Below are 22,177 nucleotides of genomic sequence, written 5' to 3' on the forward strand. Positions count from 1 at the left end.
CAAAGTACCACGCTCGCCGGTTAAATCGCTGTATACTTCTTTTTGAAGTTAGTTTCGAATAAGTAACCGCTACCTACAGCGATACCTAAAGCGATAACACGATCAAAAGCTTTACCGGTAGCATCCTGGAAGATGGCATAGCTTGAGTTTAAGCCACGGCCTTGCAGGAACATACGGCGTAATGAAGTACCTGAACCTTTAGGAGCAACCAGGAACACGTCAACATCAGCAGGAGGTACGATGCCAGTTTGCTCGTTGAAAGTGATACCAAAGCCATGAGAGAAATATAAAGCTTTGCCTGGGGTTAAGTGTTTTTTAACAGTTGGCCATAACGCAATCTGGGCTGCATCGCTCAATAAGTAGCAAATCACAGTTCCCCTTTGCAAGGCTTCTTCAATTTCAAAAAGTGTTTCGCCGGGTACAAAACCATCGCTGATAGCTTTATCCCAAGTTTTAGTGCCTTTACGCTGACCAACAATTACGTTGATACCATTGTCTTTTTGGTTCAGGGCCTGGCCCGGACCTTGTACACCGTAGCCAATTACCGCTACTACTTCATCTTTTAATACTTCCTGAGCTTTTGATAAAGGGAACTCTTCGCGGGTTACTACGTTTTCTTCAGTGCCGCCGAAATTTAGTTTTGCCATTGTTTTTTGATTTTTGTGATTTCACCGAACAGTGGTGATCTCACCGATTTTATTTGTATTGAGTAATTTAAGTTTTTGTTCTCTTATTAATCCCGTCATTGCGAGGTACAAAGTAATCCCCTGTATAGTTTGGGATTGCTTTGTACCTCGCAATGACGTTTTTTTAGCTTTCGGCTTTCAGCCTTAAGCTTTGTGCTCTACATCGTAAACACCTTCTCGCCCTGGTTAAGGTATTCATTTTCGATTACCTCTTCACCTGGTTCAAGCCTTTCAAATTCGCGCAGTTTGCTGTTAAAGCCTTCGCTATCTTTAATGATAGCAACACGGGCGCTGCGTACAAACTCAATCAGGCCGTAAGGTTGTAGTATGTTGATCAGGTTATCGGTTTCCTCGCGGTGACCGGTGGTTTCAAACACGGTGTAGTCCTTACGGATCACTACCGCGCGAGCACCGTTTTCGCGTAGTAAACGCTCAACGCTAACCTTTTCGGCAATTACATCGGTTGATACCTTATATAACGCTAATTCCTGCCAAATCACATCTTCGTTGGTGTGATAATATGCTTTTAACACCTCAACCTGTTTTTCTATCTGGCGGGTAAGCTTACGTACTACCTCTTCATATTCGTTAATTACAATATTGAAACGGTGAATACTTTCAATCTCCGACGGAGAAGTATTCAGGCTGTCGATATTGATTTTACGGCGTGTAAATATAATAGCTATCCTGCTTAATAAACCAATTTGGTTTTCGGTATATATGGTGATGTTAAATTCCTGTTTTTTTCTGCTTCGCTCATGATTCTGTTTTTTTAGAGGGCTTACTTTAACCTGATCTCGCTTACGCTGCATCCTTGTGGTACCATCGGGAATACGTTATTCTCTTTGGTAACCATTATTTCTAAAAGGAATGATCCCGGTGCGGTTAGCATTTCATTTAATGCTGCAGTCAAATCTGCACGGTCATCAACTAATTTGCCCGGTATGCGGTATGCTGCGGCTAACGCCACAAAATCCGGACTTTGAATATCAACAAATGAGTAACGGCGCTGATTAAATAATTCCTGCCATTGTCTTACCATGCCCAGAAAGCGGTTATTAAGGATGATAATTTTTACATCGATACCGCTTTGCATAATAGTACCCAATTCCTGGCAGGTCATCTGGAAACCTCCATCGCCAATAATAGCTACTACAGTACGATCCTGAGCGCCAAATTTAGCGCCTATAGCAGCAGGCAATGCAAAACCCATGGTTCCTAAACCACCGCTGGTTACGTTGCTGCGGGTATTGTTAAACTTAGCGTAGCGACATGCTACCATTTGGTGCTGACCTACGTCGGTAACGATAACTGCCTCGCCTTTGGTAATCTCGTTAAGCTGTTTGATTACCTCGCCCATAGTCATTTCAGGCGTAGTTGGATTAAGTTCGTTATGGATAACGGCCTCAACTTCCTGGCGGGTGTAATCATTGAATTTAGCTAACCATTCTGTATGTTCTTTCTTTTCGATGGCCTTGGTCAGCAATGGAAGTGTTTCCTTGCAATCGCCCCAAACCGGTACGGTTGATTTTACGTTTTTGTCGATCTCGGCAGGGTCAATATCTAAGTGAACAACTTTTGCTTGTTTAGCATATTTATCCAGGCGACCGGTTACACGGTCGTCAAAACGCATACCTATCGCGATCAATACATCGCACTCGTTAGTTAAAACGTTAGGGCCGTAGTTGCCATGCATGCCCAGCATACCTACATTTAACGGATGGTCTGAAGGGATAGCGCCTGCACCAAGTACTGTCCAGGCAGCAGGGATACCACTTTTTTCAACAAAGGCTTTAAACTCCTGCTCAGCACCGCCCAAAATAACACCCTGACCAAACAGGATGAATGGTTTTTTAGCACTGTTGATCAACTCAGCAGCCTGCTCAATATATTGCGGACGAACAATTGGTTTCGGCCTGTAGCTGCGGATATGATCGCAAGGTTTGTAGCCTGCAAAGTCAAACAGCTGGATCTGCGCGTTTTTAGTAATGTCAATCAATACCGGACCTGGCCTGCCGCTGCGGGCAATATAAAATGCCTTGGCAATAACTTCCGGGATTTCGGTGGCATCAGTTACCTGGTAGTTCCATTTGGTAACCGGAGTGGTAATGTTGATCACATCAGTTTCCTGGAAGGCATCGGTACCTAAAAGGTGCGCGAAAACCTGACCGGTAATACAAACCAACGGGGTGCTGTCGATCTGGGCATCGGCCAAGCCTGTTACCAGGTTGGTAGCGCCCGGGCCGCTGGTGGCAAATACCACACCCACTTTGCCCGATGTACGTGCATAACCCTGGCCGGCGTGAATGCCGCCCTGTTCGTGGCGTACCAGTATATGGTTCAGTTTATCATTATAATCAAACAAAGCATCATAAATGGGCATGATAGCGCCTCCTGGGTAACCAAAAATGGTATCGGTACCTTCGGCTATCAATGCTTCCAATAATGCTACCGATCCAGAAACGTTTACGGTTTCGGTGGCGGCTGGCGCGGTTAAGGTTTCTTGTGCAGTTTCCATACCTGTATTTTTTATATTCATAGCACTTTTTGGTGCTAAACTGATTTATTCTATCTGTCTCTAATTTGCTAAAATGAACGGGCTTAATTTGTGTTCACTTTATTCATTCATGGCTTTTATAATAAGCCATTTTGTTTATTAATTATTCGTCGGTAACGCAGCCTTCGGCAGCGGTAGTCACGTTTTTAGCGTAACGGTATAACACACCCTTGGTAACCTTCAGCGCCGGTTTTTGCCATGCGGCACGGCGTGCGGCTATTTCTTCTTGCGGTAGCGAAACGTTTATAGTATTGGCAACAGCATCAATATTAATGATATCATCGTCTTTTACCATCGCTATAAACCCGCCATCGTAAGCCTCGGGTGTGATGTGACCGACGACGAGAACCATGCGTACCGCCGCTAAAGCGTCCATCTGTAATTAATGCAACTGAACTACCCAAACCGGCACCGAATATGGCTGAGGTTGGTTTTAGCATTTCCGGCATACCCGGCGCGCCTTTAGGGCCCACGTTGCGGATCACCACAACGTCACCTTTTTTAACACGGCCGCTCTGGATACCGGCAATCAGTTCAAACTCGCCGTCAAATACACGGGCAGGACCGGTGAAACGTTCGCCTTCTTTACCTGTAATTTTGGCAACGCTGCCACCTTCGGCAAGGTTTCCGTACAAAATTTGCAGGTGACCGGTAGCTTTAATCGGGTTTTCTTTCGGTTTGATGATCTTTTGAGTCTCAAACTCCAGGGCCGGGATTTCAGTAAGGTTTTCGGCAATGGTTTTACCGGTAACAGTTAGGCAATCACCATGTAACCAGCCCTGCTCTAAACAGTATTTCATTACAGCCGGAACACCGCCAATGTTGTGCAGGTCTTCCATCATGTATTTTCCGCTTGGTTTCATATCGGCCAGTACTGGGATCCGGTTACTTACAGCCTGGAAATCATCCTGGGTTAATTTAACGTCAACGCTTTTTGCCATTGCAATCAGGTGCAATACCGCGTTGGTTGAACCGCCCAGTACCATGATCACAACGATAGCATTTTCAAATGCCTCACGGGTCATGATATCTGATGGTTTAATATCCTTTTCTAACAACACCTTGATAGCTTTACCGGCGGCAAGGCATTCTGCTTTTTTCTCAGCGCTTAGAGCAGGGTTTGATGATGAATACGGTAAACTCATACCCAATGCCTCAATAGCTGCAGCCATCGTGTTAGCTGTATAGATACCACCGCAGGCACCTGCGCTTGGACAGGCGTTTTTAATAACGCCCATAAAATCAACATCATCAATCTGGCCGGCAATCTTTTTACCCAAAGCCTCAAATGCCGATACAATATTCAAATCTTCGCCTTTCCAATGACCCGGTTTAATAGTTCCACCGTAAACCATGATTGAAGGACGATTTAAACGGCCCATAGCCATGATGGAACCTGGCATGTTTTTATCACAACCCGGCAGGGTAATTAAGCCATCATAGTACTGAGCGCCGGTAACAGCCTCAATTGAGTCGGCAATGATATCGCGGCTCACCAATGAGTAACGCATACCTTCAGTACCGTTGCTCATGCCATCGCTTACGCCAATAGTATGGAATATCAGGCCTACCATGTCTTCATCCCAGATACCTTGTTTAACCAGCTTAGCCAGGTCATTGAGGTGCATGTTGCAAGTGTTACCATCGTAACCCATACTGGCCACGCCGACCTGTGCTTTGCGCATATCATCGTCTGTTAAGCCGATCCCGTAAAGCATGGCCTGTGCGGCAGGCTGTGTTGGGTCCTGGGTAAATGTTTTGCTATACTTGTTCAATTCTATAGCGTTGGTGGTATCTGATGATGAACTCATTTTATTAGATATGTAGACAGTTTTAGTATTTAATTTTTGTTGATGATACTGGTTTACTTGGTATCGAAAATCAATATATGTAAGGTAGCCATAGCATCATGCAATAGCAATAGTCATTTCTGATTTTTTAAAATAAGTATTTAATTTTAATTATTTAAAATTTTTAGAATTTAATTTTGTAAAATTTGTTTATAAAGATATAAAATATTTTACAAAATAGACCAAAGTTTAAAACGGTATTCGGTATGTTTTTTATGCATGCATAGCAAGTTGTCGATTTTCTGCCTGAAATGGGAGGAAAGATAATTTAACTTTAAAAAAAGTATCCGGCTGTGCTAATGGAAGTTGATAAATGATTAGTTTCAGGCATTAATATCATATACTTACAATGAACAAAATCCTAATCCTGACATTACTGCTATTTAGCGTAACAAAAAGTTTCTCGCAAGATGCATTTACCGCCATCGAAAACAAAAATTACGATCAGCTTTCCGAATTATTGAAATCACCAAAGAATATAAACATAAGAGGTAAAAATGATATGACACCCTTGCTTAAAGCAGTAGGGCAAAACGATCTTAAAGCTGTAAAGATGTTGGTGGAAGCGGGAGCTGATTTAAGCCTTGTTCCAAAATCAAATTGGACACCCCTGATGGTGGCTTGCCAAAGCGGCAGTACCGAAATGGCCGCCTACCTGATTGAAAAAGGTGCAGATATTAATGCTAAAGACGAGCACAATTGGAACCCCATCATTATAGCATCAAGAAACGGACAGGCAGCAACGGTTGCCTTGCTGTTAACCAAAGGAGTTGATGTAAATTGTAAAGCGGCAGATAAATCTACCCCGTTATTAATAGCCTCTTATAAGGGGCACAATGATGTGATAAAGTTACTGCTTGAAAAAGGTGCCGATCCAAACCCGGTAAATCGGGATAGCGAAACGGCTTTGTTTTTAGCTGCTAAACAGGGCCGGGCCGAAATAGTTAAATTATTGCTACAGCATCATGCCGATAAAACCTTTATTAATAAGGATGGGGTGAGTATTTGCAATGCTGCTAAAAGCAACGGTTACAAAGAAATCTGTGATTTGCTTTAGCGAGGCTTCTGTCTGATTTGGTCGAACAAAAACTGGAGTTGCTTTTTAATGATATCGAGCTGTTATTGCAAGCTAAGTTGGCCGTTCCGGAAGCATTCTTTTCTGCCTCAATGATCCACTTGATGTTTGTGAAGATCAATCCTTTTGAAGATGGCAATGGACGTACTGCACGCCTGTTTGAAAAATGGTTCATATCCGAAAGCTCGGTCTTAAAGCCTGGTTCCTGCAAGCGGAAAAATATCACTATGACCATCAATAACATCAGGCTGCTGGGACTGGAATATGAGTTGCTGGATTATTCTGCGGCTCTGCCTTTTTTGCTGATGTTGCCTCAATCTCTTTAAATAGTTCAGTACCCATTATTCTGCACATTTGCACCCCGTAAAATGGTAAGTATGAATCCTAAGTTGTAGAATTAAAAATAAAAGTTGATTTATTCGAATAGTTTATTTCTTTATATTTGACATAATCTAACCCTGTCACCCTGAATGAAAAACCTAACCTGTATAATTCTACTGCTCTTAGTAGCAACGGCAAATGCCCAGATAAAAAAGAAACCTGTTAAAGCTGTTGCTGAAAATAAGCCGCTAATTGTCTCAACTCCAAAAGCCACGGCTGTAATTAAAGGGAACGTCAAAAACTTTACTGATAAATATTGGGAGATGGCTGTAACCGGCGATTTAACTAATTACTCATTAACGATACCTGTTGATAAGGACGGCAATTTCAATACAGCTATAAATATTGACGGAGATACCGAAGATATCTATCTGTACCTCAATGACGATGCTATCACCGTTTGCGCCCAAAGGAACGATACCCTGGTACTTAGTTGGGATAATAAGGACTTTAAAAACACATTCCGCATCACCTCTCCTTTCCAGCATACAAACGAGCGGTTGCAAACCATGATGCTGATGTATAATCTCTACCGTAAAGAGTCGATGGATTTGGGACAGTCCTTATATGATAATAAACTCACCGATTCCGCAAAGTTTGAGAAGATCAATAAGTTATATAATAAAGTGATGATGACAGCCGCGGTGCATCTTGATTATCCCGAAAGTCAGAAGTTAATTACTGATGTTTATTATCAGTACGTTGGTTTTTTGAATAGCCATCACTTGTTATCTAAATATGAGTTGCATATAAACGACACCTCTGCTACAGGAAAAGCGCTCAATCAGCAATTTCCTGCCGGAGCATATCACGCCCAATCAGAGTTTTCTTTTAAAAACAGCAATAGCTACAAAGAATTTATTTTTAACTACGTCCGATTTTATAAGGGACTGAATAATACAACTATAATAGGATCGGATTGGGATAAGAAATTAACGCCCTTTACTCCTGCGTGGGATGAATATTATCTGGGGCTAGCCAATCTCCATTTAATTGAGTTCCGTGACTGGTTTATAACGAAAGCCATAGAGATGGATTTTGGTTACTATTCGTTTGACGATGCTGAGAACATCTACAAGGATTTTAAAACTAAGGTTAAAACGCCAAGATATGCAGATACTCTTGCGCAATTTTATGCAACAGTACGGCAATTAAAACCCGGTAATCTGGCGCCTGAATTTAGTTTGAAGAATGATAAGGGTGAGGTGGTGTCCTTGAAAAGCTTCCGGGGAAAAGTAGTGTATATCGATTTTTGGGGCGTAGGATGCGGCCCTTGCGTTTACGAAATAAAGAACACGACTGCAGCTTTGCACGAGCGGTATAAAGATAAGAATGTAGTGTTCCTCAACATCTGTGTTGATTCGGACGAGAAAGCGTGGAAAAGTAGTTTGGCCTCATTAAATATAAGTGGTGTCAACCTCATTGCAGAGGGCTGGACAAGAAACCCGGTATGTCAAAAATATAACGTAACAGGTATCCCTCATTATATTACAATCGGAACCGATGGCAAGATTGTAAATAATAACAGCGAAAGGCCATCATCCGGGTATACACTTACAGCAGAGCTTGACAAGGCTTTGAAACAAGCGCATTAACCAGAAAGGTTATGATTGATAAAAATATAGGTCATTATTGATTGTAAGGTATGAAGCAATCCCCAGGGCAATTACAGGGTAGTTTGTTTGCATGGGCCGCTCTGCTAATAGGAGATTGCTTCGTACTTTACAAAAATGGCGTTTACGTATCCTCCCCAAAAAAGGGTACAAAAAAGCCCGGATAAAAGCTTATCCGGGCTTTATAAATTTATAAAGTAGCGCCTATTTGTGCTGAATACCTTCAGCTAAAACAGTTACTTTATTGTTTAATGCTTCAACAACACCGCCTTTAATAAAAAACACTTCTTCTTTAGCTGCACCACCGCGTACGGTAAGTTTGCCATCCTGAAGGGTGGAAATGATTGGGGCGTGGTTGTTCAGTATTTCAAATAATCCCAAAGCACCAGGTAAGGTTACTGAGGTGGCCTCGCCTTCGTAAACTTTTTTATCGGGAGTAAGAATTTCTAATGTCATGCTTTTTGAGATTCAAGATTTAAGAATCAAGAGCCAGGCTTTTCCTGTTCTTGATTCTTGAGTCTTATTTTCTTGCTTCTTATTAAGAGTTAGCTTCAGCCAACAGCTTTTTGCCTTTTTCAATAGCATCTTCAATGCTGCCAACTAAGTTGAAAGCTGCTTCAGGATACTCGTCAACTTCACCGTCCATGATCATGTTGAAACCTTTGATGGTATCTTTAATGTCAACCAGTACACCTTTTAAGCCGGTGAACTGCTCAGCAACGTGGAATGGTTGTGACAAGAAACGCTGAACACGACGAGCGCGTGATACAACTAACTTATCTTCTTCAGAAAGCTCGTCCATACCAAGGATGGCGATGATATCCTGAAGCTCTTTGTAGCGTTGTAAAGTCTCTTTAACGCGTTGAGCTGTATTGTAGTGCTCGTCACCTAAAACAGCTGGGCTAAGGATACGTGAGGTTGAATCCAATGGATCCACTGCAGGATAAATACCAAGCTCGGCAATTTTACGTGAAAGTACGGTAGTAGCATCCAAGTGGGCGAAGGTTGTAGCCGGCGCAGGGTCGGTCAAGTCATCCGCAGGTACGTAAACGGCCTGTACTGAAGTGATCGAACCACGTTTGGTTGAAGTGATACGCTCCTGCATGGTACCCATCTCAGTTGCCAGCGTTGGCTGGTAACCTACTGCTGATGGCATGCGACCTAAAAGCGCTGATACTTCTGAACCTGCCTGTGTAAAACGGAAGATGTTATCGATAAAGAAAAGGATATCACGGCCTTTACCATCTTCATCACCGTCACGGAAGTACTCGGCAATTGTTAAGCCTGAAAGGGCCACACGTGCACGTGCACCCGGCGGCTCGTTCATTTGACCGAATACGAATGTTGCTTTTGAATCTTTCATGGCTTCGGTATCAACTTTAGTTAAGTCCCAACCGCCTTCTTCCATTGAATGCATGAAAGCGTCGCCATATTTTATAATGCCTGATTCAAGCATCTCACGTAAAAGGTCATTACCTTCACGTGTACGCTCACCAACACCGGCAAATACAGATAAACCTGCATAAGCTTTTGCGATGTTGTTGATCAGTTCCTGGATTAATACAGTTTTACCTACACCGGCACCACCAAACAAACCAATTTTACCACCTTTTGCATAAGGCTCTAAAAGGTCGATAACTTTAATACCTGTAAAAAGTACCTCAGTTTCGGTAGATAGGTCTTCAAACCTTGGAGGGGTTGCGTGAATAGGACGACCATTTACTTTGTCAAGATTCGGGATACCGTCGATAGCATCACCTACCACGTTAAATACACGACCTTTGATATTATCGCCTACCGGCATTTTGATAGCAGCTTCGGTATCCAATACCTTCATACCGCGTAACAAGCCGTCGGTCGAGTCCATCGCGATAGCACGTACACGGTCTTCGCCTAAGTGCTGCTGAACCTCTAAAATAACTTTTTGGCCATTGTCTTTCGTGATCTCTAATGCGTCATAAATTTTAGGAAGATGAGCGTCATCAGCGAAACTTACGTCGACTACCGGACCAATGATCCTTGAAATTTTTCCAATGTTTGGCATATATAACCTGGTGTTTTTTAAAAATGCTTTTACTGAACAGCAACATACATCATTTGTAACAGGAATGTATAAGATGCTATTTCAGAGGCGCAAAGTTAAGATTTCTATCCAATTATTTACATAGTGTTTTAAGATTTTTGAAGGATAATTTCAACATTGATAATTGTTTGCATTTATTGCGCAAAAGTCAAAACAATTTTGCCTGTATGAGTGCTGCTCTCCATTAGTTTATGAGCCTCGGCGGCCTCGCCTGCATCAAAAGTTTTGTACACTATGGGTGTGATTTTTCCTGATGATAACAATGGCCATATTTTTTGTTCGAGGTTTTGGGCTATAGCTGCTTTGAAAGCTGTTTCCCTGCTGCGTAGCATCGATCCGGTAATGATCAGTCTTTTTGCCATTACTTTGCCCAAATCAAGCTGTACTTCGCGGCCATTCATTGCGTTGATCATGACCAGCCGTCCCTCAACAGCCAGCGAATCGATATTGCCAGGCATATAGTTGCCGCCAATCATATCCAGGATCACATTAACGCCTGTACCATCGGTAAGCGATTTGATCGCGTCTTTAAAATCAGTCGTTTTATAGTTGATGGCTTTATCCGCGCCAAGCTGCTCACAGAAACTGCATTTTTCATCAGATCCGGCTGTTACATAAACGGTACTGCCTAAAGCTTTGGCCATTTGAATAGCCGTAACACCAATGCCGCTCGATCCGCCATGTACCAGCAATGATTGGCCGGGTTGTAAATTGCCTCGGTCAAATACATTGCTCCAAACGGTAAAAAAGGTTTCAGGCAGTGATGCAGCTTTAGGGAAGCTTAGATTAGTGGGAATGGGCAGGCATTGGCCCTTGGGCGCTTTACAATATTCAGCATAACCGCCGCCGGCAACCAATGCGCAAACTCTGTCGCCGGGTTTCCAACGGGTAACTTTTTTACCGACTTCAGTAATGATACCGGCCACTTCCAGGCCGGGGATATCCGCCGGCGCACCTGCCGGCGGCGGATAATTGCCCTTGCGCTGAAAAATATCGGGACGGTTGATGCCCGCCGCCATTACCTTTATCAATACTTCGTCATCGGCAATAACCGGCTTGGGCCTTTCGGCAAGCTGCAAAACTTCGGGCCCGCCGGGTTGGGTGATCACTATTGCTTTCATGGATTGTGTAGTTGAAAGCTAAGTTAGTGCTAAAATGTTTGTCCGGAAAGTTTTGCTTCTTCTCTTAAACCGGCGCAAGTAGTATGCGGTTGCCGGCGCGATGTTTACTTATACCTAACCTCTAATCACCAGAACGCAAACTTTTAACCGGGTTGGCCGCCGCGGCCCTGAATGATTGTAAGCTAATAGTAGCTAATGCAATAAATACAGCCCCCGAGCCCGCTAATATCACCACCCACCATTGTATATTTTGGCGATAGGCAAATCCCTGAAGCCACTTATTCATGGTAAGCCAGGCTAATGGAGCGGCTATGGCAAATGATATGATTACCAGTTTAACAAAATCTTTCGACAACATGGTTACAATGGCTGTGATACTTGCGCCAAGCACTTTTCTAATACCAATTTCCCGGTTGCGCTGTTCGGCGGCGTAAGCGGCAAGACCAAGCAAGCCCAGGCAGGCAATGGCTATAGCGAGGCCTGTAAACAGAATAAAAAGCTGCCCCATTCGCTGTTCGGTGCGGTACAATGCGTCGAAATCGGTATCCATAAACGAATAATCAAAGTGTTCATTTGGACCGATGGTTTTCCATGTCTTTTCTATCCGGGTCATTAGAGATGGCAGATTATGCGTATTTACCCGGATACTTAAACGCGCCAGCCAGTCGTTGTCTAAAGTCATGACCAGTGGGGTTACATTATCGCGCAGCGAACTGAAGTTGAAATCTTTTACCACTCCTATTACACGATATTTTTTTAGGTTGGTTGCGGTACCTGTGGTTATTGTTTTGCCAATGGCATCATTACCATAACCGAATACATTTGCGGCTGTTTCATTAATAACCATAGCTGTCGAATCGGTTCTAAACTCCCCGGAAAATCCCCGGCCGGTCTTCATTTGCATCCCCATCGTGTTAATGTAATCTTCATCTATTTTCCAGAACTGGGTTGACTGGCCTTCTTTGCCACCGGGTGACACGTAGTTTAAAACTTTGTTATTGGCGGTAGGCAAAAAGCTGGTAAGAGTGGCATTAACAACGCCGGGTAACTTTTTAATCTCCTGTTTCAGTAGTTCGGGATGCTCAAGTGTGTTTACATTATTGAGGATGAGAACCTGGTTGCGGTTAAAGCCCAGATCCTTATTTTGGATATAATTAAGCTGATTGTAAATAACCAGGGTGTCTATCACTAAAAATATCGAAATAGAAAACTGGAAAACGACCAGGGTGCTCCGGAAAGCCCCGCCTTTAAAGCCGGTTGAAACTTTTCCGTTTAATACATTAATTGGTTGAAATGCCGATAAGAAGAAGGCAGGGTAGGAGCCGGCTAAAAGGCCCACAATAATGACAATGCTTAACAAGGCGGGTAATAGCCAGGTTATGGTTTGCGCATTAATTGCCAGTTGTTTGTTTGATAGGTGATTAAATAAAGGCAGCAAAGCCCAGGCTGACAGTACTGCTATAATGGCTGCTACGAAAGTTACGATCAGGGATTCGGCAAGAAACTGAAAAATGAGGTGACTGCGGGATGAGCCTAATACCTTACGCACACCGACTTCACGGGCGCGGTTGGCTGAACGGGCTGTAGACAGGTTCATGAAATTAATGCAAGCCAGCAGCAGGATGAAAATTGCCGCTGCTGTAAAAATGTAAACATACTGGCCATTGGCGTTGGCACCCAGTTCCATAACCCGGTTTGATTTGAGGTGGACATCAGTTACCTGCATCAGGCTTAGCTTGAAATAATTGCCACCTGCTACGAATTTGCTATAATTCATTGTCCTTGAGCTTTTAAGGCCGTTTTGCATATCGGCATTGAGTTTAGTTTCGAGCCGGCTGATATTTGCGTTAGTTTTAAGCAGCGCATAGGTGGCAAAGGGGGTTAACTGGTTCCATGCGGCGTCATTATTGATTGGATGGTCTCTTGCCAGTAAAAAGTTAGCTCTAAAATGTGATTGAGCGGGCATGTCCTTCATTACTCCTGTTATCTTAAGCGATGTGCCGCTCGTTACTAAAAATAAAGTTTGGCCAACCACACTGATGCGGTTAAAATATTTTTTTGCCATTGATTCAGAAATAACCGCGGTATTGGGTTCTTTTAAAGCCGTTTTTGCATCGCCCGAAAGGAGGGGGAGGGTGAATACATCGAAAATATTGGGTTCACTGTAAAAAGTTGTGCCGTCTTCGCGCACAATTTCATCTCCTTTTTTAAAGCGGATGTTTAGGGCCGGGCTTATACGAACTGCCGTTTCAACTTCAGGAAACTCCGTTTTTAAAACGTTAGCAACCGGAATGGCAGCAGTGGCATATTCAGTAAGTGTGCCGCTATATTTCAGGGCGGTGTTTACCCGGTAGATCCTGTCGTGTTTGATATTATACCTGTCGTAGCTCAGCTCATCAACCACATAAAATGTAATGAGCAGGCAAATGGCCAGCCCTAATGCCAGTCCTAAAATATTAATGAATGTAAAGCCTTTGTTTTTTAATAGACTTCGCAAGGCGGTTTTAAAGTAGTTCCTGATCATAGCATAAAAGGTTTATGCTATAAAGTTAAAACTAAATTTTTAGTTATTTAGGGGTTTTAACTAATTTTTTAGTTTGACGTTTGTTGAATAGTATCTTGAACATCTCAATGTTAAAAAAGGAAGAGGAGTACTTTTACTCGTTTTATTTTTGTTTTTTTGCCTAAAACAAATACGTATGTCATTACAGATTGGCCAGCCCGCCCCTCAGTTCATTTTAATATCATCGGCCTTAAAAACCGTTTCATTAGCCGATTTTAAAGGCCGTAAGGTCGTGATCCACTTTTTCCCTTTAGCGTTTACAGGCGTTTGTACCACGCAGCTTTGCACCATGCGCGATAGCTTTGGATACTATGATGGTTTAAACGCTACTATATTGGGCATTTCTGTTGATTCGCCTTTTACTTTAGCTAAGTTTAAAGAAGAGAACAATTATCAGTTCGATCTGCTTTCTGATTTTAACAAAGAAGTATCTACGGCTTATGGTGCTATTTATGATCAGTTTGTGATGGGGCTTAAGGGTGTTTCAAAGCGTGCCGCCTTTGTAATTGACGAAGAGCAGAATATCATTTATGCGGAGGTGCTTGAAGATGCCGGTCAACTGCCAAATTTTGAGGCTATTGCCGAAATTGTAAAATAATTTGAATAAAAGTTTGCAGCGAAAGTTTAAAAATCTATCTTTGCATTCCATTTCGGAAAGCACTCGTAGCTCAATTGGATAGAGCATCTGACTACGGATCAGAAGGTTAGGGGTTCGACTCCCTTCGAGTGCACAACAAAGCACTGCAGTCCGGAATTTTTCCACCGCTGGTGCAAATTAACTGTAAGCCTTTCTGTTGTATTACCGAAAGGCTTTTAATTTATCAAGAGCATGCTAAATCTGGTTTTGTTTGGCCCTCCCGGAGCCGGGAAAGGTACTCAGTCGAAAAAACTTATTGAGAAATACGATTTGATCCACCTTTCAACCGGAGATTTGTTACGTGGTGAAATTTCACAAGGTACAGCCCTCGGTTTGGAAGCTAAAAAGCTGATGGATGATGGTAAACTGGTTCCTGATGAAGTAGTTATCGGCATGATCAGTAATAAACTTGATGCCAACAAGAAAGCCAAAGGTTTTATTTTCGATGGTTTTCCACGTACAGTTGCACAAGCCGAAGCTTTGGATCAGTTACTCGAATCAAAACAATCGGCAATTTCAGGCATGATCGCCCTTGAAGTTGGCGATGAAGAGCTGGAGCGCCGTTTATTAGAGCGAGGTAAAGAATCTGGAAGACCGGATGATGCCAACCCTGAGGTGATCCGCAAACGAATTAAAGAATACAATGATAAAACTGCTCCTGTAGCGGGTTTTTATCAGCAGCAGGATAAGTTTACAAGCATTAACGGTGTGGGCTCGGTTGATGAGATCTTCGACGCTATTGTTGGTGTAAACGAATCATATAACTAATAGTCCGTCCGAAAGTCTTTAGTCCGGAAGTCAGTAAAGTCCGCAGGTTAGGAAGATTAAAATTCTTAACTTTCGGACTTTACTGACTTTCGGACTTTCCGTCTAAATCAAAAATTATGTCGCAGGGTTCAAATTTTGTTGATTATGTGAAGATCTGTTGCCGTTCAGGCCACGGAGGTGCTGGTTCTGCCCATTTGCATCGTGATATATTAACTTCAAAAGGCGGTCCCGATGGTGGCGACGGCGGCAGGGGAGGCCATGTTATTGTAAAAGGTAACGCCCAACTGTGGACTATGCTGCACCTTAAATACCGTAAACACGTAATTGCCGGTGATGGCGATTCGGGCGGCAGCTCATTGCGTACGGGCAAAACCGGCCGCGACGAGAATATTGGAAGTGCCCCTTGGTACTACCGTGAAAAATGCTGAAACCGGTGAAGTACTTTTTGAAATAACCAAAGATGGTGAAACCAAGATCCTTACTCCCGGTGGCCGCGGTGGCTTGGGCAACTGGCATTTTAAAACATCAACCCAACAAACCCCCCGCTTTGCCCAACCCGGCGAAGATGGCCGTGAGGACTGGAATATCCTCGAACTAAAAGTGTTGGCTGATGTTGGTTTGGTAGGTTTCCCTAACGCAGGTAAATCCACCCTGCTTTCGGTGGTATCGGCTGCCAAGCCCGAAATTGCCGATTACGCTTTTACCACACTGGTGCCCAATTTAGGTATCGTATCATACCGTGGCGGCCGTTCATTTGTAATGGCCGATATTCCGGGCATTATTGAAGGAGCATCACAGGGCAAAGGTTTAGGGTTTAGGTTTTTGAGACATATTGAACGCAACTCGGTATTGCTGTTTATGGTGCCTGCCGATACATCGCGCAGTATAAAAGAAGAATACAGCATCCTGCTGCATGAACTGGAAGAATATAATCCCGAACTGATGCACAAGCCTCGTGTGTTAGCCATAACCAAGACCGACATGCTCGACGATGAGCTGCAGGCTGAAATGAAAAAGGAGATCCCTGATGGAATCCCCTCTATATTTATATCATCTGTGGCCCAGAAAAATATCGATCAGCTAAAAGACCTGCTTTGGAAAGAGATCAACGCCAGCGTTATTTAGCCTCCCACAAAATGTAGTCATTACTAAGCATCGTCATTTTAAAGCCGGTATAGCCAGGAAAACATTTGCGCATAATAGTTGATTTTGGACCGATGTAATCGGCGGGCAAAACTATGTACAGTGGTCCGGCGTGCCCATTATATACATATTCATCATAATCGATTGCCACTTCAGCGCCAATGGTTTCAACGGTTATAGTGCGGTTGCGTTCAATTTCCAGGCTCAGATCAGGGCTGTTAAATACAAAAATGGCGTTGTTGTTTTGCTTATCCAGGTTGCGGATATAGTTTAGCGATGGCTGATCGATAAATAACTGTGCTATCCCCGAATATCCCCTTGCGCCGATATTTTTATTTTGAAAGTAGTTTGGCACAAAGTATTTGTAGCTGGAGTAAGCTATTACAAAACATATAAAATAAAACAGGTATTTATAACCAGTTTGCAATCTGCTTACCAGGTAAATGATGCCTGGTGCAGCGATAAGCCCGATGAGCCTCAAATGCCTTGCTTCATATGAAATATTGGCTTGTCTCAAAAATGATTGTCCGAAAAACAACACCGATACCACATAAAAAACCACCAGTAGCAGCGCATAATTTTTGTGAGGCGCCTTTTTTACAATAAACCAAATTAATAAAATGCTTAATACAGCACAGATCAGCACAATTATCACCCCCCAAAAGTAAGTAAACATGGGAGGGTCATCATGAAACAAAAGGCCGTTTGTAAGGTCATCTACCGAAAAAGCGGTTAATATTGGCGAGGCAAAAGGAAAGCCAAAAGTTTCCCAAACCAGCTTCATACTTCCGGTTATCGACGAGGGGTTAGCACCTTTTGAAAGATAAAAATGATAGACCATAAATAAGGATAATACCGCAGGGACTCCTATCCATATGCCATTTTTTATCCAGCGAATGATGTCTTTGGTTCCCATTGAAAACCTAAGCCATAAAAAAAGGCAAGTGGCAGCATACATCCATAAAAATGACGATTTGCAAATGAAGCCTAATATTCCACCTATAAAGAGGAATACGACCAGTTTCCAGGTTATTTTTTCAATGGCTATGCATCCGTATAAAAACCAGCCGGTGTAACCAAAAAGTAGTACCTCGCCACCATTGTAAAATACATAAGGTGTAAAAAAAGATAACTGAATTACGATGAATAGTACGCTTAAAGCCGAGATCATTGGTGTAAACCCTGCTTTTTTAAAGAAATAGTAAAAGCCGAAAATGCCGGATAACGAAAATAGCAGGGTTACTATTGAAGAAGCGCGACCTGTGTTGACGCCAAAAATAAGTTTAAAGAAATAGGGCACCAGGTATTGCCCCGGCGACCACCAGGCGAGGAATTCTGAAGTGTTTTTGCTGATATCGTTCTGATCGGGTTTAACCATGACATTAAATGCCGAACCCAGTTCCATTGAGCGCATTACCTGGAAGCCCTTGCTGGGGTCGGGGTAAATGGCTGCTGGAGCTATGATCAGCATAATGCCCATAATGAAAACAATCCCGCTGATAACCAATAAAATGATTTGGTGGGTTTGTAGTTTTTGTTTCAGCATATAATTATTTTAAGCAGATGATGTTTAAGTTTTAACTGATTTCCCGTTCCCTGATCTTTACCGCCGGGTTGCCCTGGTAGATGCCGTACGCCTCCATGTTTTTTGTAGCGATAGAACCGCTGGTTAATACCGCGTGCGATGCTACCGTCACGCCCGGATTTACCATAGCCCCGGCGCAGATCCACACGCCGTCTTCCAAAATTATGCCTTTGGTTATCAAATCAAAGGATGTTTTTTGGTAATTGTGGCTGCCCGTTAACAGCACAGCCCCCTGCGACAGGCAAACATGCGCGCCGATATGGATGAGCACTAAACTATCTATCCATACATTTTCACCTATCCAACTTTCATCGCCGATATGCAGGTTCCATGGATATTTGATGTTTACGCAAGGCTTAATAGTTACATTTTTACCCACCTTGGCACTAAACAGCTTCAGCAAAAATGCTTTGAACGCACTTGAGGGTATAATGCTTGTTTTAAAGAATATGGCGTTACAGTAGTACCACAAAATGCGTTTTAAAACGTTGCCGCCCGGATGATAAGGATAATTATTATAAGTTGAAAGGTCAGTTCTGAACATCAGCGCCGGTAAGCTTATCATTACGTTTGATCCAAATATACAGGCTAAACGCTATAATAATGTAAAGAAGTATATTAAAAATGGTATGGTGATCAACTATCCGGTTTGCCTTTTTCGACCAGAAGATGGCCAGTAAAACAAAACGAATCACGTTTAAAAATTCGATAACTAAAATGCCTGAAATGAGAAATACCAATTTTGACCGCAACGGAGACGGATAGGCCAGCACAAATGCCGAAAAGAAGCTGACCAACCCTAAGCCGAGACAACTGTATACAATAGCCAGTGTCCCTTTACCCGCAACCAGTAACTCGGAATTATTATCAATAGCAGCGTAACCAAGCCACTTCAGGATCATGACACTGCAATCCAATAAAACCTGTCTCAAAGCCGCAATATAATTCAGGTGTTCGGCTAAAAAGGCGTTATAATTTCCGCCGGGATTAGTAATGCCGAAAAAGAAAATATTAAAGCTATAAAAAATGGCAAACAGCAATACAAACAACAGCACGAACCGTATCGCCGGGTTATTTAAAAAAGCACGTTGTTTCATTGTTTTTTGCTCTCCTTTTGTAACTCATAAATTTTTGCATCAATCAAAAACCTGAACCAAAATCCTTGTAAAAAATGGAATACCAGCCCGGTTTTTCCATCTAAAAAACCCAATTTTATAAAGTATCTTATGGTAAAATAAATTACAGGCCTTACAAATAAAGGAAACGACTCATATCGGTTTTTCATATACCGGCGCCGCTCCATAGGGTTGCCAAATAAACGTGGATGTACCAGCTTGCCGTTATCATCAACAACCTTGGTGTTTTGCTGTTCAACAAGGTATTGTGCCTCCAGCGTTGCCCAATGATTATGCCGGGCAATGAAACTGGTAAGCGAATCGGTTATTACATCGATGATATCAGTTTTAAGTACCTGCGTTTTACCGGTAACTTTAAAATGCTGATCATACAATTTTTCTTCGCAATGCCCGAAGCCGCGCCTGAACAGGTTGGCGTGGTATGTTGGATAGTGGCCGCCATGTTTGATCCATTTGCCCATAAATAGGGTACGCCTGCTGATCAGGAAACCATTTGTTTCAGCATCTATGGGCTTGGAGAAAATATCGTTAAGCTGGGCGGCAAGCTCTGGTGTTACCCGGTGATCAGCATCCAGGTTAAGTACCCAGGTACCTGTTAAAGGCAGGTTATTCAAAGCCCAGTTACGCTGGGCTGCATAATTTTCAAATGGATGGCTGAAGACGTTTTGTGTATACCTTTGGCAAATGGCCAGTGTGGTATCCGTTGAACCTGAATCAACAATATAGATATTGGCTTTTAGCGCCGCCGCGCTTTGCAGGCAGTCGCCAATGTTCTTTTCCTCATTAAAAGTTAAGATAATAATATCCAGGCTCTCGCTCACTTGAGTTTGGCTTTAATGATCATGCTCATCCAAAAATAAGGGAACCTGCCGCAGCCCCTGAATGCTGTTACCTCAAATCCATGTTCATTGAGGATTTGTGTCAGCGTTTTAACCGACCAAAATTTGATATGTCCGCCCTGCCACAAAGGGCTGATATGATTATCCCATTTATTTAAAATACTCAAAAACAGGTTTTTTAAATAACCATGATAAGGCGTTGAGATGATGAGCTCACCTTTTGATTCGCTTAAAACATCCCGGCAAAGGCGTATAAACGCGTAGGGGTCGTACAAATGCTCAATAACCTCAGTTGATATAATGGTATTAAACTGTATAGCTCTTAATGGCTCCGGTACCCCTTCAACCGAAAGATCATGAACGAAAAACCTGCCGGGATTTATTTTATCGGCAATAGCAATGCCTGGTTTGGATGCATCGATACCATAAGCATTAAATCCCCTTGCCAATAAATAATTTACCAGGTGACCATTGCCGCAGCCAAGGTCGAGAATGCTGGTGTTGTTATCCTTATTTAATAACGACATAAGCGGTTTCTCGAGCTCCTTAAATACATGGCAAGGGCTTGCATCGGGATAATCGTAATCTTTATAAGCGCTCATGCGATGGTTATTTGCGGATCCACATTTTTATATTTTTTCATTAAGACAGTTCTTTCAAAATCATATCGATCGGTTGCGTAATTCAAATCTCTTTTAAAATTTTAGAATTTAACAATGCCTTATGAATGAGCAGCATGCTGATATAGCTCCAGAAGATGGTATTGAACAGGAACTCAAAACTGATGCCGCGCCACATGATCTGAAACAGGCCCGAAAATATAAGTGCTGTGCCTAATATATATCCCCCAAAAAGTTTTTCGGCTTTAACAGCTATTAGCTGTGCGAGGGCGCCGTAAGCGAAAAGGAAAATAAAGATCCCCCAATCACCTCCTGAAAGATACGCATCAACGATGTAGGCGGGTTTGGCTGATACGGAAGAGTTACGGTTAACCACCCCGGCATCATAAACGCGCTGCATGATCATGGCTTCGGTAATTGGCTTGGAGGGCCAGAAAATCCGCGGCACCAACGCAATAGCCGATTGTTTAACAATATCCAATCCATAAAAATCCACATTTTTAGGTGTCGACTGCACAAAGCGGGTAAACATATCGATCTCGCTTAAGCGATATACTAAAAAATCCCAGTTAGTTTCTGTCAACATCGCTGTTATCACTATTTAATGCTGCGTCAAGGGCCAGTTGTGAGGCTCTGTCGCTATCTGCATCTCCATTCCATGCATTGGCCCGGAAAATATGGTTATATGTTGGTAAAACCGTAAATAATAAAACAATGATAGGGACAAAAGTGATGGTTACTAATTTTTTATAGGTAGGATATAGGAAGATCCCTAAAACCAGTACGCTGATAATAATGGGTTCTTTAAACCCCGATGTAAGCGCCTGGTAAAAATTAAAGGCATATAGTAAAAGGCAGATGAGCGTATTGGCCCCTTTTTTTAGTGGTATGGCAAAGGCCAGCGCCAATGTACCGGCAATAAAGCTCAATGAGCTAAACTGGTAATAAAATTGGGAAAGGCCTGGTATCTTAAGAAATAACAGCGAAAGCGGAAAACTGATAATTGCCGACGTCATGAGCAGATTTGCCAGCCTTTCGGTTTCGACGTAGTATTTTTTAGTTACCGGATAATTCATGAAAATAAGTATGCCCATCACAAATGAAGCATGCCCAAGGCAGTAATAGCGCTGGCATTGGGCAATTAAGCCCAGAGTGTCTTTATCCTTTAACGTGTGAATAAACACGTGCTTGAAATTTTCATAGCCGAGGGTATTCATAAAATAAAAGATGGATGTGCTGCACATGTACCCCGCAAAAATTATCTGGATAATAAATAAGGGCCTCATCAATTGTTCGGCCATGGGGCGGTCGTTTGGGATTGGACGTACCCAACCGGTAAGCGTAATCAGGAATATAAAAAATGAACCACCCCATGAAATAAAATAGGATAACACACTATCACTTTTACATGCCAGCGCCAGCAGCCATGGTATAAACAACACAATATACCGTTCTATCGATTTGCTGTTCTGCATTTACTAACTAATGTTGTGTTATTTATAAATTGGCCTTAGTTTTTT

The 22,177-nt window shown here is 42.7% G+C and carries 17 protein-coding genes, 1 tRNA gene and 3 pseudogenes; 7 read left to right on the top strand and 14 right to left on the bottom strand.

Features of this window, described 5'->3' with window-relative positions; translation table 11 throughout:
• Positions 1 to 20: 20 nt before the first annotated feature.
• From ACQ86K_RS02865 to ilvD, 4 genes and pseudogenes are all read right to left on the bottom strand, one after another.
• A complete protein-coding gene (locus tag ACQ86K_RS02865; RefSeq protein WP_431199773.1) occupies positions 21 to 647 on the bottom strand; it encodes a hypothetical protein in 627 nt (208 codons plus the stop codon).
• Between the two features lie 197 nt (positions 648 to 844).
• Positions 845 to 1,498 carry an acetolactate synthase small subunit gene (gene ilvN, locus ACQ86K_RS02870; protein WP_431199774.1) on the bottom strand — a complete coding sequence of 218 codons (654 nt, stop codon included), beginning with the start codon at positions 1,496 to 1,498 and terminating at the stop codon, positions 845 to 847.
• The gene (gene ilvB / locus ACQ86K_RS02875; protein WP_091174116.1) at positions 1,468 to 3,204 is read right to left on the bottom strand and encodes a biosynthetic-type acetolactate synthase large subunit; all 1,737 of its coding nucleotides are present in this window, start codon (positions 3,202 to 3,204) and stop codon (positions 1,468 to 1,470) included. Before ilvB ends, ilvN begins: the two co-directional genes overlap by 31 nt.
• A gap of 142 nt (positions 3,205 to 3,346) precedes the next feature.
• Positions 3,347 to 5,054: pseudogene (gene ilvD, locus ACQ86K_RS02880) on the bottom strand (dihydroxy-acid dehydratase).
• Positions 5,055 to 5,442: 388 nt separating this feature from the next.
• Between ilvD and ACQ86K_RS02885 the strand changes: the two are divergent.
• The 3 genes from ACQ86K_RS02885 to ACQ86K_RS02895 all read left to right on the top strand — a co-directional run bounded on the left by ACQ86K_RS02885 (position 5,443) and on the right by ACQ86K_RS02895 (position 8,144).
• Complete coding sequence (locus ACQ86K_RS02885; protein ID WP_091174065.1) at positions 5,443 to 6,150, top strand: ankyrin repeat domain-containing protein; 708 nt, start codon at positions 5,443 to 5,445, stop codon at positions 6,148 to 6,150.
• Between the two features lie 17 nt (positions 6,151 to 6,167).
• The gene (locus ACQ86K_RS02890; RefSeq protein ID WP_218134509.1) at positions 6,168 to 6,494 is read left to right on the top strand and encodes a Fic family protein; all 327 of its coding nucleotides are present in this window, start codon (positions 6,168 to 6,170) and stop codon (positions 6,492 to 6,494) included.
• A gap of 144 nt (positions 6,495 to 6,638) precedes the next feature.
• A complete protein-coding gene (locus tag ACQ86K_RS02895) occupies positions 6,639 to 8,144 on the top strand; it encodes a TlpA family protein disulfide reductase (RefSeq protein WP_091174063.1) in 1,506 nt (501 codons plus the stop codon).
• A gap of 222 nt (positions 8,145 to 8,366) precedes the next feature.
• On the opposite strand, the gene atpC is transcribed toward ACQ86K_RS02895, so the two are convergent.
• The 4 genes from atpC to ACQ86K_RS02915 all read right to left on the bottom strand — a co-directional run bounded on the left by atpC (position 8,367) and on the right by ACQ86K_RS02915 (position 13,890).
• On the bottom strand, positions 8,367 to 8,618 hold the full coding sequence (gene atpC / locus ACQ86K_RS02900) for an ATP synthase F1 subunit epsilon (RefSeq protein ID WP_091174059.1): 252 nt from the start codon (positions 8,616 to 8,618) through the stop codon (positions 8,367 to 8,369).
• An 82-nt stretch (positions 8,619 to 8,700) separates the two neighbouring features.
• Complete coding sequence (gene atpD, locus ACQ86K_RS02905) at positions 8,701 to 10,206, bottom strand: F0F1 ATP synthase subunit beta (RefSeq protein ID WP_090530069.1); 1,506 nt, start codon at positions 10,204 to 10,206, stop codon at positions 8,701 to 8,703.
• Positions 10,207 to 10,379: 173 nt separating this feature from the next.
• Positions 10,380 to 11,366: an NAD(P)H-quinone oxidoreductase gene (locus ACQ86K_RS02910; RefSeq protein WP_091174056.1), complete on the bottom strand. Its 987-nt coding sequence runs from the start codon at positions 11,364 to 11,366 to the stop codon at positions 10,380 to 10,382.
• Positions 11,367 to 11,487: 121 nt separating this feature from the next.
• Positions 11,488 to 13,890, bottom strand: a complete 2,403-nt coding sequence (locus tag ACQ86K_RS02915; protein ID WP_091174054.1) for an ABC transporter permease — start codon at positions 13,888 to 13,890, stop codon at positions 11,488 to 11,490.
• A 175-nt stretch (positions 13,891 to 14,065) separates the two neighbouring features.
• On the opposite strand from ACQ86K_RS02915, the gene ACQ86K_RS02920 reads away from it, so the two are divergent.
• The 4 genes and pseudogenes from ACQ86K_RS02920 (at position 14,066) to obgE (ending at position 16,459) form a co-directional block, all read left to right on the top strand.
• On the top strand, positions 14,066 to 14,527 hold the full coding sequence (locus ACQ86K_RS02920; protein WP_091174051.1) for a redoxin domain-containing protein: 462 nt from the start codon (positions 14,066 to 14,068) through the stop codon (positions 14,525 to 14,527).
• A gap of 59 nt (positions 14,528 to 14,586) precedes the next feature.
• Positions 14,587 to 14,660 (top strand) — tRNA-Arg (locus ACQ86K_RS02925).
• Between the two features lie 98 nt (positions 14,661 to 14,758).
• A complete protein-coding gene (locus ACQ86K_RS02930) occupies positions 14,759 to 15,334 on the top strand; it encodes an adenylate kinase (protein ID WP_091174048.1) in 576 nt (191 codons plus the stop codon).
• Positions 15,335 to 15,450: 116 nt separating this feature from the next.
• Positions 15,451 to 16,459: pseudogene (gene obgE, locus ACQ86K_RS02935) on the top strand (GTPase ObgE).
• On the opposite strand, the gene ACQ86K_RS02940 reads toward obgE, so the two are convergent.
• The 6 genes and pseudogenes from ACQ86K_RS02940 to ACQ86K_RS02965 form a co-directional block, all read right to left on the bottom strand.
• The gene (locus tag ACQ86K_RS02940) at positions 16,452 to 18,023 is read right to left on the bottom strand and encodes a hypothetical protein (protein WP_431199775.1); all 1,572 of its coding nucleotides are present in this window, start codon (positions 18,021 to 18,023) and stop codon (positions 16,452 to 16,454) included. The pseudogene obgE and the gene ACQ86K_RS02940 overlap by 8 nt on opposite strands.
• A gap of 31 nt (positions 18,024 to 18,054) precedes the next feature.
• Positions 18,055 to 18,627: a putative colanic acid biosynthesis acetyltransferase gene (locus ACQ86K_RS02945; RefSeq protein ID WP_223266184.1), complete on the bottom strand. Its 573-nt coding sequence runs from the start codon at positions 18,625 to 18,627 to the stop codon at positions 18,055 to 18,057.
• Positions 18,593 to 19,159, bottom strand: coding sequence for an exosortase Y (gene xrtY / locus ACQ86K_RS02950; protein WP_091174034.1), 567 nt, complete (start codon positions 19,157 to 19,159; stop codon positions 18,593 to 18,595). The genes ACQ86K_RS02945 and xrtY overlap by 35 nt, the downstream gene beginning before the upstream one ends.
• A complete protein-coding gene (locus ACQ86K_RS02955; protein WP_091174031.1) occupies positions 19,156 to 20,019 on the bottom strand; it encodes a glycosyltransferase family 2 protein in 864 nt (287 codons plus the stop codon). Before ACQ86K_RS02955 ends, xrtY begins: the two co-directional genes overlap by 4 nt.
• Entirely contained in the window at positions 20,016 to 20,639 is a 624-nt protein-coding gene (locus ACQ86K_RS02960) for a class I SAM-dependent methyltransferase (RefSeq protein ID WP_091174026.1), read from the bottom strand. The genes ACQ86K_RS02955 and ACQ86K_RS02960 overlap by 4 nt, the downstream gene beginning before the upstream one ends.
• Positions 20,640 to 20,721: 82 nt before the next feature.
• A pseudogene (locus ACQ86K_RS02965) lies at positions 20,722 to 22,132 on the bottom strand (exosortase Y-associated Wzy-like protein).
• Positions 22,133 to 22,177 lie beyond the last annotated feature (45 nt).

The sequence above is a fragment of the Mucilaginibacter sp. P19 genome, assembly GCF_050632265.1.
Classification (GTDB): domain Bacteria; phylum Bacteroidota; class Bacteroidia; order Sphingobacteriales; family Sphingobacteriaceae; genus Mucilaginibacter; species Mucilaginibacter gossypii.

Excerpts from the sequence above, each read along its gene's own strand:
- ACQ86K_RS02960 (WP_091174026.1), bottom strand. The coding sequence starts at position 20,639 with ATGAGCGCTTATAAAGATTACGATTATCCCGATGCAAGCCCTTGCCAT.
- ACQ86K_RS02910 (WP_091174056.1), bottom strand. The coding sequence starts at position 11,366 with ATGAAAGCAATAGTGATCACCCAACCCGGCGGGCCCGAAGTTTTGCAG.
- ACQ86K_RS02940 (WP_431199775.1), bottom strand. The coding sequence starts at position 18,023 with ATGCTGAAACAAAAACTACAAACCCACCAAATCATTTTATTGGTTATC.
- ACQ86K_RS02915 (WP_091174054.1), bottom strand. The coding sequence starts at position 13,890 with ATGATCAGGAACTACTTTAAAACCGCCTTGCGAAGTCTATTAAAAAAC.
- ACQ86K_RS02930 (WP_091174048.1), top strand. The coding sequence starts at position 14,759 with ATGCTAAATCTGGTTTTGTTTGGCCCTCCCGGAGCCGGGAAAGGTACT.
- atpD (WP_090530069.1), bottom strand. The coding sequence starts at position 10,206 with ATGCCAAACATTGGAAAAATTTCAAGGATCATTGGTCCGGTAGTCGAC.
- atpC (WP_091174059.1), bottom strand. The coding sequence starts at position 8,618 with ATGACATTAGAAATTCTTACTCCCGATAAAAAAGTTTACGAAGGCGAG.
- ilvN (WP_431199774.1), bottom strand. The coding sequence starts at position 1,498 with ATGCAGCGTAAGCGAGATCAGGTTAAAGTAAGCCCTCTAAAAAAACAG.
- ACQ86K_RS02920 (WP_091174051.1), top strand. The coding sequence starts at position 14,066 with ATGTCATTACAGATTGGCCAGCCCGCCCCTCAGTTCATTTTAATATCA.
- ACQ86K_RS02895 (WP_091174063.1), top strand. The coding sequence starts at position 6,639 with ATGAAAAACCTAACCTGTATAATTCTACTGCTCTTAGTAGCAACGGCA.
- ACQ86K_RS02945 (WP_223266184.1), bottom strand. The coding sequence starts at position 18,627 with ATGATAAGCTTACCGGCGCTGATGTTCAGAACTGACCTTTCAACTTAT.
- ACQ86K_RS02885 (WP_091174065.1), top strand. The coding sequence starts at position 5,443 with ATGAACAAAATCCTAATCCTGACATTACTGCTATTTAGCGTAACAAAA.
- xrtY (WP_091174034.1), bottom strand. The coding sequence starts at position 19,159 with ATGAAACAACGTGCTTTTTTAAATAACCCGGCGATACGGTTCGTGCTG.
- ilvB (WP_091174116.1), bottom strand. The coding sequence starts at position 3,204 with ATGGAAACTGCACAAGAAACCTTAACCGCGCCAGCCGCCACCGAAACC.
- ACQ86K_RS02865 (WP_431199773.1), bottom strand. The coding sequence starts at position 647 with ATGGCAAAACTAAATTTCGGCGGCACTGAAGAAAACGTAGTAACCCGC.